This window comes from Streptomyces sp. NPDC047072 (assembly GCF_040643855.1).
GTDB lineage: Bacteria > Actinomycetota > Actinomycetes > Streptomycetales > Streptomycetaceae > Streptomyces.
This window is the reverse complement of sequence record NZ_JBEYVC010000049.1, coordinates 25,554-41,143: the sequence shown is the minus strand read 5'-3', so window position 1 is coordinate 41,143 and position 15,590 is coordinate 25,554. Positions and strand designations below refer to the sequence as shown.

Genomic DNA, 15,590 nt, shown 5'->3' with positions numbered 1-15,590 from the left:
TCTCGGAGTCGGCGACGGGACGGTTGGTTGCCCCTGGCCCCTATCGTCGGACACTCCACCCGTGTTACCTCAACCGATTAAGCCGACAGCAGTGCTTCGTACGGCCTTACGGGTGCGCCGGGTCCGTGCTTCCTACCGGACTCTTACCTTCCGGAGCCTTCTCCTGTGTGGTCTACCGGAAGGCACCGGGGTACGTCTGTTCCCGTACCGACACGAACTGCTGGCGCACCGCCTGGCCCACCGCCAGCTCGTCGCCTGGCTCCAGGATCTGCGCGGCCGCGCCCTGCCACATCGGCGGGGTGCGCGGATCCAGCGTGCCCTGCGAGGTCCCGAGCGCCCAGGCCGCCTGCCGGGCGGCACCGATCGCCGCGTAGTCGGCCGGCTGCGGTACGGCGACCTGCGCGCCGAACAGCGCCGGCGCCGCCGCCTGTACGGCGGGCAGCTCGGCCGCCGCGCCCAGCAGGAAGACCCGCCGCACCTCGACACCCCGCCCGCGCAGCACGTCCAGCGCGTCCGCGAGCCCGCACAGCATCCCCTCGAACGCGGCCCGCGCGAGGTGCTCCGGCTTCATCGACTCCCGCCGCAGCCCGCTCAGCGTCCCGGCGGTGTGCGGCAGGTTCGGCGTCCGCTCGCCCTCCAGATACGGCAGCAGCACCAGCCCGTGGGACCCGGGCGTCGACTTCATCGCCAGCTCGGACAGGCTCTCCAGGTCGTTGAGCCCGAGCATCTCGGCCGCCCCGCGCAGGGTCCGTACGGCGTTCAGGGTGGTGACGACCGGGAGGTGCAGGCCGGTCGCGTCGGCCAGCGAGGTGATCATCCCGCTGCTGTCGACGAGCGCCTCGGGGTGGACGGCCATCACGGACCCGGACGCGCCGAGCGAGACGACGGCGTCCCCGAGCCCGATCCCGAGCCCGAAGGCGGCGGCCATGGTCTCCCCGGTCCCGGCCGAGATCAGCAGCCCCTCGGGGGTCGTACCGGCCGCCTCCGAGGGACCGATCACCTCGGGGAGCATGACCTGGTGGCCGAGGGCCAGCTCGACGAGGTCGGTGCGGTAGCCGCCGGTGGCGGCCGACCAGTAGCCGGTGCCGGAGGCGCCGCCGCGGTCGGTGGTCCTTCTCACGGGCCGGCCGAGCAGCTGCCACACCAGCCAGTCGTGCGCCTGCATGAGATCGGCGGTGCGCAGGGCGTTGTCCGGTTCGGTCTTGTTCAGCCAGCGCAGCTTGGTGACCGGCTGCGCGGCCTGCGGGACACAGCCCACCGCCTGCGCCCAGGCCTCCCGGCCGCCGAGCGCGTCGATGAGATCCGCCGCCGCGACCTGGGTGCGCTTGTCGGCGCCGACCACGGCCGGGCGGACGGTGTTGCCCTGCGCGTCCAGCGCGATCAGGGCGTTCTGCTGGGCCGACACGCCGATGGCCTGGACGCCCTCCAGGAGGCCGCCGCCGGCGGCCTCCCCGAGCGAGAGCAGCCAGGCCTGCGGGTCGACGTCGGAGGGACGTGCCCCGCCCTCGATCGGGTGCGGGGCATACCCCTGCCTGAGCACGGCACCCGTGTCCGCGTCGCAGACCACGATGCGAGTGAAATCGGGCGAACTGTCCAGCCCGGCGACTATCCCCATGGCGAAAATTCTATGGGCGCCGCCGGGTGGGCTTCCGCCCCGTCGGCTTTATGTGCACCGGGCGGCTCTATGTGTGCCCGGTGGCTCTATGTGCCGCTGGTTCCCCAGTCGTCCTGTGCCGTCCCGTTCGTGTTGCGGTCCCGCAGTGAGCGGACCCGCTGGGTCACGGACTCCGGGACCCGGTCACCGACCTTGTCGCTGACCGCGTGGTACGCCTTGCCCGCGAACTGCCGGCCCTGCTGGGCCGCCGTCTCCGCGGTGTTGCGGACCGCCGGGTTCTGCGAGACCTGGCGCGCCGACTTCTTCAGCTGCTCGTAGCGCTCGCGCCCGGCACGCGTGCCCAGCACGTAACCCACAGCGAGCCCGACGACGAACGTGAGCTTGTAGCGCATGGTGGCCACCCTTCCCTCGTGTAGGTCGCTGCCGGGGGGAACCGATTGGCGGAGCACCCCCCTGCTTGCGCTAATGTATGTGTCGCAGCGAGCGACCGCCCCCTGGCGAATACCCAGGCAGGTACGTTCGATGCAGCGAGGCATTCCTCCGTAGCTCAATTGGCAGAGCAGCCGGCTGTTAACCGGCAGGTTACTGGTTCGAGTCCAGTCGGGGGAGCTTCGATCTTCCGTAGCTCAATTGGCAGAGCAGCCGGCTGTTAACCGGCAGGTTACTGGTTCGAGTCCAGTCGGGAGAGCAGGATGATCGAGGACCCCGTTGGGGTCCTTTTTCATGTGCGGGGGAACCGTGCAGGTCACGGCGGAGTCTCCCAGGGCAGGCGAAGTCGCCCCTGCGAAGCAGGAGATCGTATGAGCGGCTATGCTGCGGCAGACGGCGCGCACACATGTACGCGACACGCCGCTATGGGGCGGTAGCTCAGCCGGTTAGAGCAGCGGACTCATAATCCGTCGGCCGTGGGTTCGAGTCCCACCCGCCCCACTCCCGCTTACTGGCGCAGGAACGTTTTCACCTGGTGCGCAGTACAGTCGAAGCTCAACCGAAGTGCCGACGACCGCCACTTCGGAGGTGCCGGAACGGCCCCCTCCCCCCGGTCCCCTCGCTTCATGCTTGCTGCGACCGCTTCGAGATCAATCCCGCAGTGGTCAAGGAGATGTACCCCAGCTCGTTCGAGGAGGCGATGGAGCAGGTCCGGCGCGTTGCTCTTCCCGAGCCCGAGGAGCCGCTCGTGTTCCAGGAGTGGTGGGAGGTGCTGGTGTTCGACGATCCGCACCTCGCCAAGAGGCCGACCGACTCACCCGAGGGTGGCGAGTAAGGTCGGGAGACCGTACCTGGTGCTGACCGGCGGGTGCCCCTCACCCGTCCAACAAGCTGGCCAGGTGCGCCTGCACGGGCGTGAACAGCCCTGCCGGGATCAACTTGTTGAGTTCATCTCCGCTTGCCCAGCACTCGCGTGGCTTCGGTGAAGGCGCCGGTCTCTTCCAGCGCCTCCCGCAGTGCCGCGTCCTCTGCGGTCTCACCAGGTTCCATCTTGCCGCCGGGGAACACCCACAGCAGCGAGCCCTCGGCGACCGCTCGGCGGACAAGGAGTACCCGCCGGTCGTGCACGACCACCGCCAGGGCTACCGCGCCGTCGCGCTGACCTTCCATGGATGCCGGACGGACCCCCCCCGTACATCAAGGGCTGACCCGCCCCTGGCAGGCCGAGGCCGAGGCCACCCACGGAGCGATCATGATCGCCGATCTCACCGGCGCACCCCTCTACGTCGTGCACGTGAGCGCCAGGCAGGCGGTCGAGCAGATAGCGGCCGCGCGCGACCGCGGCCAGAACGTGTTCGGCGAGAGTGCCCGCAGTACCTGTATCTTTCCCTGGAGGAGCAACTGGGCGCGCCCTGCTTCGAGGGGGCCAAGTGGGTGTGCTCCACCCCGCTGCGCTCGCGGGCGAGGGCCACCAGGACCACATGTGGCAGGCGCTGCGCACCAACGACATCCAGCTGGTGTCCACCGATCACTGTCCGTTCTGCATGAAGGGCCAGAAGGACAGGGGAGTGGGGGACTTCTCGAAGATCCTGGGAGGGCTTCGAGATCGACGGTCACGTCGACACCGTGCTCTCACGCGGCAAGGTCGTCGTCGACGGCGGCCGATACCTGGGGACCAAGGGCCACGGCAGGTACGTCAAGCGCGGCCTGAGCCAATACCTCGTCTGAAGCGGAGAACACCCTCCGCCGGCCGCGCGTACCGTCGCGCTCGCCGAACTGGCCGAACAGCACGGGTTCAGTCACTTCTGGACCTTCGACTCGCACATTCTCTGGCAGGAGCCGTACGTCGTCTACTCGCGGATCCTGGAGCGGACTTCGCGGATCACCGTCGGGCCGATGGTGACCAATCCCGCCACCCGCGACTGGGCCGTCACCGCGTCCCTCTACGCCACCCTCAACGACATGTACGGCAACCGCACCGTCTGCGGGATCGGCCGCGGTGACTCGGCCGTGCGCGTCGCCGACAAGTCGAGTACAACGGCGCCACTTTGCAGTTCCCGTGGAGCCGCGGCTCCCGCCTCGATATCTGGGTCGCGGCCTACGGGCACCTCGCCCTCAAGCTCGCCGGCGAGACCGGCGACGGGTTCATCCTCCAGCTCGGGGACGTCGACATCGCCGCTTGGATGATCCGCACCGTCCGAGCGGCGGCCGAGGCGGCCGGACGTGACCCCGAGTCGGTGAAGTTCTGCGTCGCAGCCCCCATCTACATCACCGACGGCACCGAGGCCGACCTGGCGCACGCGCGTGAGCAGTGCCGCTGGTTCGGCGGCATGGTCGGCAACCACGTAGCCGACATCGTCGCCAAGTACGGCTCGGACGGCGCGGTCCCCCAGGCGCTCACCGACCACATCAAGGGGCGCGAGTCGTACGACTACAACGAGCACGGCCGGGCCGGCAACACCCACACCCCCAGACTCAGGCAGTTCGAGGAACTCGGCGTCGACCAGTTCGCCGGCTACCTCCAGCACGACAACAAGGAGGAAACGCCGCGCGTGTACGGCGAGGAGATCATCCCGGCCCTGCGCGGCGGGAATCTCGCCAAGGCGTGAGCTCCGGACGGGCGCAAGCCCCGATGGCCACAGGTCTTCCTTATTCGAGTAAAGCGGCCTTACGATGGTAAATATGATGTTGACGCAAAGGGAACGCGAGATCCTGGCGCTCCTACGCCGTGACCCGCTGGCCGGAGCTCAGGCACTGGCCGACGCACTGGGAACCACTCGTGCCGCGGTGAACGTCCATCTCTCCAATCTCGGCAAGAAGGGCGTCATCCTCGGGCGCGGCTACATCGTGCGCGGCGAGAACGCGGTGGTCGTGGTCGGCGGGGCGAACATGGACCACAAAGTGCGCAGTCTGGCACCGGTGACCCGACACACGAGCAACCCCGGGCGTGCACATACCAGTCCGGGCGGCGTCGGGCGGAACATCGCCGAGAACCTCGCCCGGCTGGGTACCCCCACCCATCTCGTCGCCGCCGTCGGCCGCGACGAGGCGGGCGAGTCACTGCTGCGCGACACCCGGGCCGCAGGGGTGCGGACCGACCACGTCCACATCAGCACCCACCCCACCGGCACCTACACCGCCGTCCTCGACTCGGACGGCGACCTGCTGGTGGCGATCGCCGACATGACAGCCACGAACGAGCTGTCCCCTGCCGACCTCCACCACACACGCGAGCTGGTAGCCGGCGCCGCCATGCTCGTGCTCGACGGCAACCTCGCCACCGCCACGCTCGGCTACGTCACCGACCTGGCCAAGGCGGCCGACGTTCCGGTGGTGATGGACCCGGTCAGCGTGCCCAAAGCCGCGCTCCTGGGCCCCGGGATCGTCCCCGAGCGCCCCTACTTCGCCGTGACGCCCAACAAGGACGAACTGCGCGCACTGGTGAATCTGCCTGTCTCCACCGACGAGGAGATCCTCGCAGCCGCCGCCGCCCTGCACGACCGGGGAGTCAGCCACGTCTGGGTGCGCCTCGGCCCCGAGGGGAGCCTGCTCAGCAGCACGGGCCAGGGCCACACCTTCCTGCCCGCGCCTCCGACCGAGGTCGTGGATGTCACCGGTGCCGGGGACTCCATGCTCGCCGCCTTCGTCCACGCCCTCCTGGACGGCGCCGATCCCGTCGCCGCCGCCCGCTTCGGGCACGCCGCCGCCGCCCTGACCGTGGCCGCCGCCACGACCGTACGACCCGACCTGACCCCGCGCCTCGTCGAGGACGCCATGAACCAGACCTACGGAGACTGACATGACCAGCCATCACCCCATGCTGACGATCACCGAAGAGGTGCGGGACGCCCTGGACGACGGCCGTCCGGTCGTCGCCCTGGAGAGCACGATCATCAGCCATGGCATGCCCTACCCGCAGAACGTCGAGATGGCGACCACGGTGGAGCAGATCATCAGGGACAACGGCGCGGTCCCCGCGACCATCGCCGTGTTGCACGGTCGGCCGCGGATCGGTCTGGAGGCCGCCGACCTCGAACTGCTGGCCACCAGCCCCGATGTCGCCAAGGTGAGTGTCCGGGACCTCGGACACGTCGTCGCCAGCGGCGCTCACGGAGCGACGACCGTGGCGAGCACCATGCGGCTCGCGGCCCTCGCCGGCATCCGCGTCTTCGTCACGGGAGGCATCGGAGGCGTGCACCGCGGTGCTCCGACGACCTTCGACACCAGCGCCGACCTCACCGAGCTCGCCACCTCTCCCGTCGCGGTGATCAGCGCCGGGGTGAAGAGCATCCTGGACATCGCTCTGACCCTGGAAACCCTGGAAACCCTCGGCGTGCCGGTCATCACGTACCGAACCGACGAGTTCCCCTCCTTCTACTCCCGGATCAGCGGCCACACCTCACCCCTGCGCGCCGACTCCCCCGAGAAGATCGCGGCCGTGATGCGGGCCCACTGGGACCTTGGCGGCACCGGTGGCCTCAACATCGCCAACCCCATCCCCGAGGCCGACGAGATCCCCGCCGACCGCATCGAGGGAATCATCCAGCAGGCCATCACGGAGATGGACAAGGCCGGCATCGGCGGCAAGGAGGCCACCCCGTATCTCCTGGGCAAGATCGTCGATCTCACGGAGGGGGAGAGCCTTCGCGCCAACATCGCTCTGGTCAACAACAACGCCCGCCTGGGTGCCCGTATCGCAGTGGCGTTCGCACAGAAGTAACTGCCGGCACGCACTCCCCTCACGCGACGCTGGATGCTCATGTCCCTTGCCTCTACGAGCTGTTGTGGCGGCCCCACCTCTGTCGGTCCGGACGGGACTCGGATTTATGGATTGGCGCCACCCGGCTGAGTGCCGCGATGAACCCGACCTCTTTTTCCCCGCCGAAGAACGCAACGCCATGGGGCCAGCAGGCGCGGCGACTTTCCTGCCGTGGTGCCGCTTCCTGTCAGTACGACGTCAGTACGACAGCCCGGCCGATGGTCAGGCCGTCATCGACGCGCTGTGCGGCGTCCGCGGGCCCCCTCCAGTAGCACGCGCTCCGACCATGGGCCTGATCGCTCCCCGTGTGGACAACGCGGTGAGCTGTTCATGGCAGTGCTGGACCAGTTTCGGGTTCCGGGATCTCGTAGATCGTCCGCTGCCAGCGGGAGTTGACGCAGGAGGTCCCGTGCCTGCCGTTCCGTCCTCCCCGGCCCCTGCCGTTCTGGCGAAAGTGGCCCCCCTCAGCAGCACGGCATCGGCCGCCTGCGAGTCCGCCTCCAGCGCGTACCCGACCCGGGTGGTACCCCCTGGTCGGCCTGCTGTTGATCTGCGCCTGCGCGGTCGTCTGCGGCGCCCGGACCATCACCGAGATCACCGAGTGGGGACAGCGCGCCACCACCACGGTGCTGGAACACCTCGGTATCCGCCGCCACCTGCCCGGACGCCGGCGCGCCCCGTCCCATGCCACTTGCACCCGGCTCCTGGCCGCTCTCGACGGCGATGCCCTGGACGCCGCGATCGGCGCCTGTCTGGCCGGACCCAACCACACCGACACCGGCACCTGCTGTCCGCCGTCTGCTGCAACCACTCGATCCGACCGGCACCGCAGGGCTCGATGTCGCCTCCAGCCGCGAACCCCGTACTACGACTGACGCCGGCGTATCACTTCACGGGCACTTTCATTCTGAACAGTTTCTCTGCATTTCGGAACGCAATCTTTTCCTTGTCTTCGCGTGGCAAATCGACTCCGCGGAACCAGTCGGTCTGCTCCTTTATGTCCGCGAACGGGTAGTCGGTCGCGAACATCACTCGATCCACGCTTATGTACTTCAGCAGGAGATCGAGCAGTTCGGTCTGGGGGAATGCGCTGGTTGTGACCCAGAAGTTGTCCTGGAAGTATTGCCCGATAGGCTTCTCTAGAGAGCTTTTGGTTGGCTCGCCCATGTCATTGACGATCCGCTCGTAGTAGAAGGGAAGGCCTTCGCCCATGTGGCCGATGATGATTTTCAGTTTGGGGAATCTGTCGAAAACCCCGTACGTGATCATCCGAATGCATTGGGTCAGCACCTCCTGGTGCCAGCCGTATCCAGACCCACTAAAAATGTAGTCTTGGTACTCTTCCGTGTATTTAGACCGTGTGGTGCTGTAGTAGATCTTGAAGACCTCGTCGGCTGGATAGCCGGGATGCAGGTAGATCGGCACATCGAGAGCAACGGCACGTGCCAGCACAGGCTCGAAATCGGGATGATCGAGATACTTCTTCGCGATGTGTCCGTTGGTCAGTGCACCCAAGAAGCCATTTTCCCGAACCGAGCGTTCCAGTTCGTCCGCCGCCGCCTCCGGGCTCTGCAAGGGTAACGTGGCGAAAGCCTTGAAGCGGCCCGGATATTTGGCGATCGGCCCGTCTACAAGTTGCCGGTTAAGGCGATAGGCAAGGTCGATGCCCCTTTGCCCGGGGATATTTTGCACGGAGGGTGTATGAGCAGAGAGGATTTGAACGTTGAGTCCACCCGCATCCATATCGCCAATGCGGCGTTGGTCTAGATCCGAAAGGCCAATTTCCTCAAGGAACGCTATGTGGTCCTGATTGATGGAGTTCAGCTTCAACAACGTGGGAGTCGAAAAGGTCTCCTCCGTGCCGATGAAGGGCAGGTCCCGGTCTCGCAATGCGATGTCCGCAGTACTGTCCGGTGTCTTGTTCCCGTCTGCTGCCGAAACGGCGGCATACGCGGACAAGCCGGCACCAGCGCCAAGTGCCGTGGAAGCGGCTAGAAAGCCGCGACGTCCCATAGACTTCATGTCAGTCTCTCTTCAGGTGTTTGTGTGGTGTGGTATCCGTACGGCATCCGTCTGCGAGATGCTTCAGTTCGACCCTTCGTCGTTACATCGGCGCGCGGCGGCTGTGTTGGGGCTGGCGACCCGCCCGCGTGCGCGCTGTGCGGGCCGGCCGCGCCGGCGCTTTCCCTGACGGCGTTACATTGACAACCATCAACACCTCCTACACAGGAGTTGCCTCGCTCGTCTGACACCTACTTCCTATTGAGCGAACCTGAGACGACCGTTAAAACACGATTTCCCAGGCGGCGACCGTCTGCTGACCGACTGGCTGACACGACGGATTTGACCAGCGGGTTCGTCCAAGCAGTGGGCCTGAACCGGCAGCGCCGGCCAACGCACGAACAGGCCGCGTCGCGGTGACCGGGCGGGTCCTGGAATGCGATCGACACCGCGGCCTTGGCCCGGCTGCGGGCGGCGGGCGCCGCAGCCCGGGAACTGGCCTGGGCGCAGGTCCGCTACCACCCGCTGCTGTGTTTCCTCGACGCCATCGGTGAAGCCCTGACCGGGGTGCTGCGCCCGGGTAACACCGGCAGTACACCGCCGCCGACCACATCACCGTCCTACGGCAGCCCGATCCTCATCCGGTCCGACTGGGCCGGTAGCAGCCACGAGTTCCTCGCCCGCATCCGCAGCCTGCACGAACACGGCCCGCACACGCGGTTCTCCGTCGGAGTCGTGATCACCGGACCGATCCGGACCGCGATCACCGTCACCGCTGACTGGGTGCCCGCGCTCGACGGCGACCCGGCTGATCTGCCGCCGGGAACACCCATCCCGGCGCGCAGCTGTCACTGCGGCATCAGGTCTTCGCCGCTGACACACCCCACGACGGCGGCTCGATCCAATTCCTTGAAGTGCAGCACCGCTGCCACGCCCGCGTCGAGGACCGCATCCGCACCGGCAAGACCACCGGGTTCGGCCGGTTCCCGTCGCGGCAGTTCGCCATCAACCAGGCGTGGCTCGAACTCGCTCTGATCGGCATCGACCTCGTCGCAGCCTTCGAACGCCTCGCCGCGCTACTCGAACCCGTGACCTGACAACAGGGAACCACCGCCCACCCACGACCAGGAACCAGGAGCAACCCGGACCACGGCCGTGTCTGCGGCCGCGACATCACACACGATCGTGCCCGGAGCATGGATGGCGCGCCGACCACGCCACGGCGCGAGCACGACCGACAACGCTCGCTGCGCCCCGGACGAGGATGGAGCAGCAGGCACGGGACCTCGATGTGATCAGCGGTCTCGTGCCTGTGCTGTTGCTGCGTCAACTCCCGCTGGTGGCGGGCGATCTACGCGATCCCGGAACTTGCAACCGCCCTGGTACCGGCCGGTGTACAGACAAAGGGTCCGGAGCACTTTGAGACGTCGGCGCACGCCGACATCAAACGCCCGCTGTGGCCCGGCAGTTCACCGTCGGTCGGTGAAGATGAGAACCCGCCCCAAGCCGTCCCTCATCGACTGGGATCGCAGGGGAGCGGGTGCCTGGCGCAGGCCGCTGCCCACATCCTCAATTTCTGGCGACCCGCTGCCGGCTGCGGCAGCTGCGAGGACCGCACGCCACGACGTACGCTGCTGTCGCAACGGCAGAAGGTGTCGTGTCCACGATGAGGAAGAAGCCGTGATGCCCTTCAGCGCGCCAGTTGCTGGTGCTGTGCGGTGTGCTGTTGCTCGCCGCCGTCGCGTTGATGGCGTGGCCGGTGGTGGGCGCCACGGTGAGGATGTCCCCGTCGTCCACGTCCTCCTCCGGCGCCCCGGCCGGGAAGCGGGGGATTCCCGACGCCGCACTTCAGAGGGCCTTCCGGCTTGCGGTGCCGGCCGGTGCCGGGGACGCCTCCTACCTGGTGATGCCGGGCGACGACAGTGCGGAGGGCGGCCAGGACCTCTACCTGCGATTCCGCACCACACCTGCGGGCCTCAAGGAGTTCCTGACCTCTCTGGGCAAGACCACCGGGGACCTGGGGGCGGGTGACGTCGTCCTGGAGCAGGACGACATCGACTCGGTCGGACTGCGCTGGAAGATCGCAACCGAAGGGCACCTCGCCGGCCTCTACGCGGACATCCCCGAGCAGGGCGACAGGGCCGGGGCGGCCCGGGTGACCGTCGACGAGAGCGAGGTGGCCGCGCCCTTGGTCTACGCCCATATGACCGTCTAGTGGCAAGGCGTGAGGTGGCGGGAGAGTGGGAGCGTGAACAGGCTGCAGTCGCCTCCTGCGTTGTAGTTCGCCGTCACCCGTCGCTGTCGGTGTTCTCGTCCTCGCTGTGGGCGATCCGCCACAGCAGGACGGCGGCTGCGGCACGCTGGCGGCCGCCAGGCCCCGTGAGCGGGTATCCGAGTTGGGCCGCGAGCCAGGTCAGGCGCTCTTGGAGCGTCGAGTGGTGGAGGTGGAGACGGGAGGCGGCCTGGCGCAGGCTGACCTGGTCGAGAACGGCTTGGAGGGTGTCGATCACCCAGGGGCGGGCAGCCCGAACCTCGTCGAGGCGGCGGACGTCGGCGGCGGCCGCCGCGTCCCGCGGGGTGACTCGCTCGGCGATCACGCCGAGTGCTCCGAGATCCTCGAATGCCACCACGGACGGCCCGGCTCCCTCCAGGTGATCGGTCAGGCGGAGCGCGATGCGAGCCCGCTCCAGGGCGTCCGGCAGTTGCGCCGGCTCGCCGGCGAGTGCCGTTCCGGCCCGCAGATCCTGCGGCAGCACAGGCGTTCCGGGGACCAGCGTCACGACGCGTCCGTCGACCCGGGCGCCGGGCTGTGTCGAGCACTCCGCCGAGCCGCTGACGATGACGGTCACGGCCCCGGTGAGTCCCAGCCTGGCGGCGGCGGTGTGCCGGTCGGCCTGCGAGGCGTCGGGGTCGCAGGCGATGCGCACCGCGGCGTCGGCTGCCTGCCCGGCCGGGCCTCCTGCGAGCGTCTGGATGGCGCGAGCCGCACGTTCCAGGATGAGGGCGTCGAGCGGCCCGTCCGCGCCGGTCCGCTCCAGCCACACCCATGAACCGAGCCGCCCCGGCACCGCGACCCGGGCTTCGGCCTGTGAGGGACTCATGTCGTCGGGCAGCGCCCGTCCGTCTGGATCGTACCGGCGGGTGAGGCCGCGGCCGGCGTCGTGCAGGCCGGCGGCGCATCCCGCGAGCGCGGCCGTGGCACGGATCACCGCCGCGAGCGGTGCCCGTTCGTCGACCAGGGTGTCGAAGTGCTCGATGACGCGCAGCGCGCCGGCCGTCGCGTCGTCGGCTACTTCGACTTTGTTGATGAGATCACGCACGGGATGCCTCCAGGGCCCACTATCGCTCCGGCAGCTGTGCCGGGGCCAGTCCGGCCGGTCGGATCTCCAGGGCCCGTCGTACGAACTCGTCGCGGGGCGGGGCGGAGGCCTGCTCAGCGGCCGACCGGGAACATGTCCTCCATGTAGAGGCCGACGCGGCCGGTGCGGGTGGCCTGGTCGGTGAGTTCCTCGACGCGGGCTGCGCCGACCACGGCGGACGGTCCGTTGAACAACCACTCCTGCGCCTGCTCCTGGGTCATGCCCGTGGGCGGCTCACCGATGTAGGGCAGGAGGACGCTGATGGGGGTGCCGGCCTCGTGGCGCCAGCTGTCGGCGAGCGAGCCGATGTCGACGGCGTCGTAGCCGAGGGCGTCGAGGAATCGTACGGCCTCCGTCTTGGCTTCCGCGTCGTCGCCGGTGAGGGGCAGGGCACTGCGCTCGGGGTGGCCCGAGGGGCGGGCCGAGCTGTACAGGCGCAGGAAGTCCATGGTGCCCAGTGCCTTGACGACACGCGATCCCGGCAGATGGCGCTGGAGCAGCTCGCTGCTGGTGGTGCGCCGCTCCTCCAGGTCCTCGATCCGGCCGTCACGGTCGGGGAAGTAGTGCATCGTGTCGATGACGGTCCTGCCGGCGAGGGCATCGGCGGGGAGCTTGTCGTAGGCGTGGAACGGCAGGGAGACCACGACGAGGTCGGCGGCCCGTGCGGCCTCGGCCGGGGTGGCGGCGCGGGCGGTGGCGCCGAGCTCGGCGACGACGTCGGCCAGGGTCTCGGGCCCACGCGAGTTGCTCAGGACGACGTCGAGCCCGGCGTCGACGGCGAGGCGGGCGAGGGCGCGGCCGATGTTGCCGCTTCCGATGAAGGCGATGGTCTGGGGCATGGCGAACGTCTCGTTTCTCGGACGGTGAGGGAAGGGTTTCCGCAGTGCAGTACTGCTTGGGCTACGCCAACAGGGGGCGCGGCGTGCCCGCGGTGACGGGATGCCCCGGGCGGCTGAGGTCGGCCGGTCAGAGCTCCAGGGCCCGTCGTACGAACTCGTCGCGAGTCGCGTTGGAGGCTTGTGAGATCGCCGCGTGGGTGGCCACCTGGTCGAAGCCGTGGAAGCCGCCGCCCCACATGTGCAGGTCGACACTCACGCCGGCCTCGGACAGGCGGCGGGCGTAGGTGAGGATCTCGTCGCGGAACGGCTCGACCGAGCCCGTGTCGATATAGGTCCGGGGCAGACCGCTGAGGTCTTCCGCGCGGGCCGGGGCGGCGTACGGGGACACGTCCGGTCCGCCGCGTCGCTCGCCCAGAAGAGAGGTCCAGCCGTAGAGGGTGTGGCCGCGGTTCCAGCCTCCCTCGCCCTCCAGCATGCGGCTGCTGTGCGTCTCGAAGCGGTCGTCGAGCATGGGGCAGATCAGCACCTGGTGGCTGAGCTTGGGGAAGGCACGGTCGCGTGCGAGCAGCGCGGTCCCGGCCGCCAGGCCGCCCCCCGCGCTGCCTCCCATGACGAGGAGTCGCTCCGGGTCGATGCCGAGCTCGACCGCGTTCTTCGCCGTCCACACCAGGCCGGCGTAGCAGTCCTCGACGGGAGCGGGGTCGGGGTGCTCCGGTGCCAGCCGGTATTCGACCGACACCACGACCGCGCTGCCTTCGGCGACGTACGGGAGGGCCACGTCCACACCCGACCTGCGGTCTCCGGAGACCATCCCGCCACCGTGAATGTGGTAGATACCCGCCTTGGGACCCCGGTTCTCGACGGGGGAGAGGATCAGCAGCGTGATGTCCGGCGCGCCGTCCGGTCCCGGGACGTGACGCTCCTCCACCCGCACCCTCCCGCCCGCCGTCAGGTCGGCCGGTTCCACACCGGGCACGCCCTCGGCCATGAACCGTCGGTGCGCCGGCAGGGTCGCGTCCGACAGCGGCCCCATCAGACCCCGTACCGCCTCCTCGACGGGCGCGAGCTCCGGGTCGAACGGCGGCCGGATCGTCACAGCGCCGAGGATGTCTGCCGTCGTCTGGTCGGCCATGGGTTCTTTCCTTCGTGATCAGGGTGGGGAACGGTTCGCAACCACTGTGCGCGGCAGGCCCTCGGCGAAGGCACCCGCAGATGGCGGGAACCTCCACCGAGGGCCCCGCCATATGGCGGGGCCAGGTTTCCGGCCCTCCCGCCGCTGGTGGGCTGGAGACACGCTCCCGAGCTGGGTGATCGTCTCGATACCCAGCCGGACTGATCCCTTCCAGGACGCGTTCTGGACGCAGGCTGGACACAAGGACCGGAAAAGACTGACAAGGGTCGCCAAGATCCTCGAAGGAGTCATCATCCGTCGGCCGTGGGTTCGAGTCCCACCTGCCCCACCATGCACGCCTATGACCCGCGGAAACGTCTTATCAGGGGTGTGGATTCAGGGGTTTGGAGTGCGGGGCTGAATCCGTTCGGTGTGTGGGCGGTCGTGCTGGCCAGCAGGCGTAGCGCCGCCTCGGACGGTGAGCCCGGTTCGGCTGTGTAGGCGATCAGGCGGTGGCCGGACGTGCCGGGGATGACGAGGTTCTCGAAGCTCAGGGCCATCGGGCCGACCAGCGGGTGGCGCAGCCGCTTCACGCCCGAGGTGCAGGTGCGCACCGGATGCCGGGCCCAGCGGGTGGCGAACTCGTCGCACTGCATGGTGAGTTGGCCGACGAGTTCGGTCAGTCGGCGGTCGTCGGGGTGCCGGCCGGCGATCAGCCGCAGTGAGGCGACCGCGAGCTGTGCCTCGTCGTGCCAGTCGGTGTACAGGGCGCGATAGCGGTCGTCCAGGAACAGCATCCGCGTCACATTCGGCCGGGTGGCCGGCGTCCCGGGACTGTCCGCGGGCAGGTGCGCGGCGAGCAGTGCGTGCCCCAGCCGGTTCCAGGCCAGTACGTCGTTGCGGCGGTCCAGGATCAGCGCCGGGACCTCCGACATGGCCGCCAGCAGCTGCCGTGCCGAGGGGCCGGCCTGCTCCGCCCTGGGCGCGGCGGGGCGGGCGGTGGTGGGGCGGGACAGGTTCTTCAGGTGCGCGGTCTCGTCGTCGGTCAGCCGCAGGGTGCGCGCGATCGCGTCCAGTACGGAGTCGGAGGCGCTGAGGGCGCGGCCCTGTTCGAGACGGGTGTAGTGGGTGATGCTGACCCCGGCGAGCATGGCCAGCTCCTCGCGGCGCAGCCCGCTGACCCGGCGGCGGGTCGGATGCGGGGTGATGCCGACGTCCTCCGGGCGCAGTGCGGCACGGCGGGACCTCAGGAAGTCCCCCAGCTCGGACGGAGCGCCCATCGATGCCTCCCGTTCGCTCCCCTTCATGATGCCCATCCGCCGTGCCGGGCGTGAGCTACAAGGGTGGTCATGTGATGACCACCCTCGCGCTGACTGTGCGAGACAGGGTGCTGGCTGGGGTGCCGGGCCGAGACGAGTCTGCTTCCCGGCGGTGTGCACGACAGACGCGCCGCCGAAGCTCGAACGAACCTCGACGA

The 15,590-nt window shown here is 68.8% G+C and carries 13 protein-coding genes, 3 tRNA genes and 4 pseudogenes; 11 read left to right on the top strand and 9 right to left on the bottom strand.

The window, feature by feature from the left end; translation table 11 throughout:
- Positions 1-172: 172 nt before the first annotated feature.
- On the bottom strand, positions 173-1,615 hold the full coding sequence (locus ABZ896_RS22095) for an FGGY family carbohydrate kinase (protein WP_360931553.1): 1,443 nt from the start codon (positions 1,613-1,615) through the stop codon (positions 173-175).
- Between the two features lie 86 nt (positions 1,616-1,701).
- Positions 1,702-2,007: a YtxH domain-containing protein gene (locus ABZ896_RS22090; protein ID WP_360931550.1), complete on the bottom strand. Its 306-nt coding sequence runs from the start codon at positions 2,005-2,007 to the stop codon at positions 1,702-1,704.
- 144 nt (positions 2,008-2,151) lie between these two features.
- Between ABZ896_RS22090 and ABZ896_RS22085 the strand changes: the two genes are divergently transcribed.
- The 4 genes from ABZ896_RS22085 (at position 2,152) to ABZ896_RS22070 (ending at position 2,879) form a co-directional block, all read left to right on the top strand.
- A tRNA-Asn gene (locus tag ABZ896_RS22085) sits at positions 2,152-2,224 on the top strand.
- A 6-nt stretch (positions 2,225-2,230) separates the two neighbouring features.
- Positions 2,231-2,303, top strand: a tRNA-Asn gene (locus ABZ896_RS22080).
- A 168-nt stretch (positions 2,304-2,471) separates the two neighbouring features.
- Positions 2,472-2,545 (top strand) — tRNA-Ile (locus tag ABZ896_RS22075).
- Positions 2,546-2,717: 172 nt separating this feature from the next.
- Positions 2,718-2,879: a hypothetical protein gene (locus ABZ896_RS22070; RefSeq protein WP_360931547.1), complete on the top strand. Its 162-nt coding sequence runs from the start codon at positions 2,718-2,720 to the stop codon at positions 2,877-2,879.
- A 113-nt stretch (positions 2,880-2,992) separates the two neighbouring features.
- Here ABZ896_RS22070 and ABZ896_RS22065 read toward each other — a convergent pair whose 3' ends face one another.
- On the bottom strand, positions 2,993-3,214 hold the full coding sequence (locus ABZ896_RS22065) for an NUDIX domain-containing protein (protein WP_360931544.1): 222 nt from the start codon (positions 3,212-3,214) through the stop codon (positions 2,993-2,995).
- Positions 3,215-3,269: 55 nt separating this feature from the next.
- Between ABZ896_RS22065 and ABZ896_RS22060 the strand changes: the two are divergent.
- From ABZ896_RS22060 to ABZ896_RS22045, 4 genes and pseudogenes are all read left to right on the top strand, one after another.
- Positions 3,270-3,772 (top strand): annotated as a pseudogene (locus ABZ896_RS22060) (hypothetical protein); the annotation flags it as partial.
- Positions 3,773-3,820: 48 nt separating this feature from the next.
- Positions 3,821-4,653, top strand: a pseudogene (locus tag ABZ896_RS22055) (LLM class flavin-dependent oxidoreductase).
- A gap of 73 nt (positions 4,654-4,726) precedes the next feature.
- Positions 4,727-5,842, top strand: a complete 1,116-nt coding sequence (locus tag ABZ896_RS22050; protein WP_360931541.1) for a carbohydrate kinase — start codon at positions 4,727-4,729, stop codon at positions 5,840-5,842.
- A gap of 1 nt (position 5,843) precedes the next feature.
- Positions 5,844-6,764, top strand: coding sequence for a pseudouridine-5'-phosphate glycosidase (locus tag ABZ896_RS22045; RefSeq protein ID WP_360931538.1), 921 nt, complete (start codon positions 5,844-5,846; stop codon positions 6,762-6,764).
- A gap of 226 nt (positions 6,765-6,990) precedes the next feature.
- Here the strand turns inward: ABZ896_RS22045 and ABZ896_RS22040 are convergent.
- Positions 6,991-7,166, bottom strand: a pseudogene (locus tag ABZ896_RS22040) (NADPH:quinone oxidoreductase family protein); the annotation flags it as partial.
- A gap of 29 nt (positions 7,167-7,195) precedes the next feature.
- Between ABZ896_RS22040 and ABZ896_RS22035 the strand changes: the two are divergent.
- Entirely contained in the window at positions 7,196-7,678 is a 483-nt protein-coding gene (locus tag ABZ896_RS22035; protein ID WP_360931535.1) for a transposase family protein, read from the top strand.
- 10 nt (positions 7,679-7,688) lie between these two features.
- Here ABZ896_RS22035 and ABZ896_RS22030 read toward each other — a convergent pair whose 3' ends face one another.
- Entirely contained in the window at positions 7,689-8,825 is a 1,137-nt protein-coding gene (locus tag ABZ896_RS22030; RefSeq protein WP_360931532.1) for an amidohydrolase family protein, read from the bottom strand.
- A 414-nt stretch (positions 8,826-9,239) separates the two neighbouring features.
- Here ABZ896_RS22030 and ABZ896_RS22025 point away from each other — a divergent pair.
- Together ABZ896_RS22025 and ABZ896_RS22020 are read left to right on the top strand one after the other, a co-directional pair.
- Positions 9,240-9,859, top strand: a pseudogene (locus tag ABZ896_RS22025) (IS1380 family transposase); the annotation flags it as partial.
- A gap of 665 nt (positions 9,860-10,524) precedes the next feature.
- Positions 10,525-11,019, top strand: a complete 495-nt coding sequence (locus ABZ896_RS22020; RefSeq protein ID WP_360931529.1) for a hypothetical protein — start codon at positions 10,525-10,527, stop codon at positions 11,017-11,019.
- Between the two features lie 73 nt (positions 11,020-11,092).
- Here the strand turns inward: ABZ896_RS22020 and ABZ896_RS22015 are convergent, their stop codons facing one another.
- From ABZ896_RS22015 to ABZ896_RS22000, 4 genes are all read right to left on the bottom strand, one after another.
- Positions 11,093-12,124 carry a helix-turn-helix domain-containing protein gene (locus ABZ896_RS22015; RefSeq protein ID WP_360931526.1) on the bottom strand — a complete coding sequence of 344 codons (1,032 nt, stop codon included), beginning with the start codon at positions 12,122-12,124 and terminating at the stop codon, positions 11,093-11,095.
- A gap of 113 nt (positions 12,125-12,237) precedes the next feature.
- Positions 12,238-13,002 carry an NAD(P)-binding domain-containing protein gene (locus ABZ896_RS22010; RefSeq protein ID WP_360931523.1) on the bottom strand — a complete coding sequence of 255 codons (765 nt, stop codon included), beginning with the start codon at positions 13,000-13,002 and terminating at the stop codon, positions 12,238-12,240.
- 127 nt (positions 13,003-13,129) lie between these two features.
- Positions 13,130-14,134: an alpha/beta hydrolase gene (locus ABZ896_RS22005; RefSeq protein WP_360931519.1), complete on the bottom strand. Its 1,005-nt coding sequence runs from the start codon at positions 14,132-14,134 to the stop codon at positions 13,130-13,132.
- A 338-nt stretch (positions 14,135-14,472) separates the two neighbouring features.
- On the bottom strand, positions 14,473-15,393 hold the full coding sequence (locus tag ABZ896_RS22000) for a helix-turn-helix transcriptional regulator (protein WP_360931516.1): 921 nt from the start codon (positions 15,391-15,393) through the stop codon (positions 14,473-14,475).
- Between the last annotated feature and the right edge of the window lie 197 nt (positions 15,394-15,590).

What these genes read in the sequence shown, in the direction of transcription:
- ABZ896_RS22095 (WP_360931553.1), bottom strand. Translation starts at nt 1,615, where the DNA reads ATGGGGATAGTCGCCGGGCTGGACAGTTCGCCCGATTTCACTCGCATC.
- ABZ896_RS22090 (WP_360931550.1), bottom strand. Translation starts at nt 2,007, where the DNA reads ATGCGCTACAAGCTCACGTTCGTCGTCGGGCTCGCTGTGGGTTACGTG.
- ABZ896_RS22070 (WP_360931547.1), top strand. Translation starts at nt 2,718, where the DNA reads ATGTACCCCAGCTCGTTCGAGGAGGCGATGGAGCAGGTCCGGCGCGTT.
- ABZ896_RS22065 (WP_360931544.1), bottom strand. Translation starts at nt 3,214, where the DNA reads ATGGAAGGTCAGCGCGACGGCGCGGTAGCCCTGGCGGTGGTCGTGCAC.
- ABZ896_RS22050 (WP_360931541.1), top strand. Translation starts at nt 4,727, where the DNA reads ATGATGTTGACGCAAAGGGAACGCGAGATCCTGGCGCTCCTACGCCGT.
- ABZ896_RS22045 (WP_360931538.1), top strand. Translation starts at nt 5,844, where the DNA reads ATGACCAGCCATCACCCCATGCTGACGATCACCGAAGAGGTGCGGGAC.
- ABZ896_RS22030 (WP_360931532.1), bottom strand. Translation starts at nt 8,825, where the DNA reads ATGAAGTCTATGGGACGTCGCGGCTTTCTAGCCGCTTCCACGGCACTT.
- ABZ896_RS22010 (WP_360931523.1), bottom strand. Translation starts at nt 13,002, where the DNA reads ATGCCCCAGACCATCGCCTTCATCGGAAGCGGCAACATCGGCCGCGCC.
- ABZ896_RS22005 (WP_360931519.1), bottom strand. Translation starts at nt 14,134, where the DNA reads ATGGCCGACCAGACGACGGCAGACATCCTCGGCGCTGTGACGATCCGG.
- ABZ896_RS22000 (WP_360931516.1), bottom strand. Translation starts at nt 15,393, where the DNA reads ATGGGCGCTCCGTCCGAGCTGGGGGACTTCCTGAGGTCCCGCCGTGCC.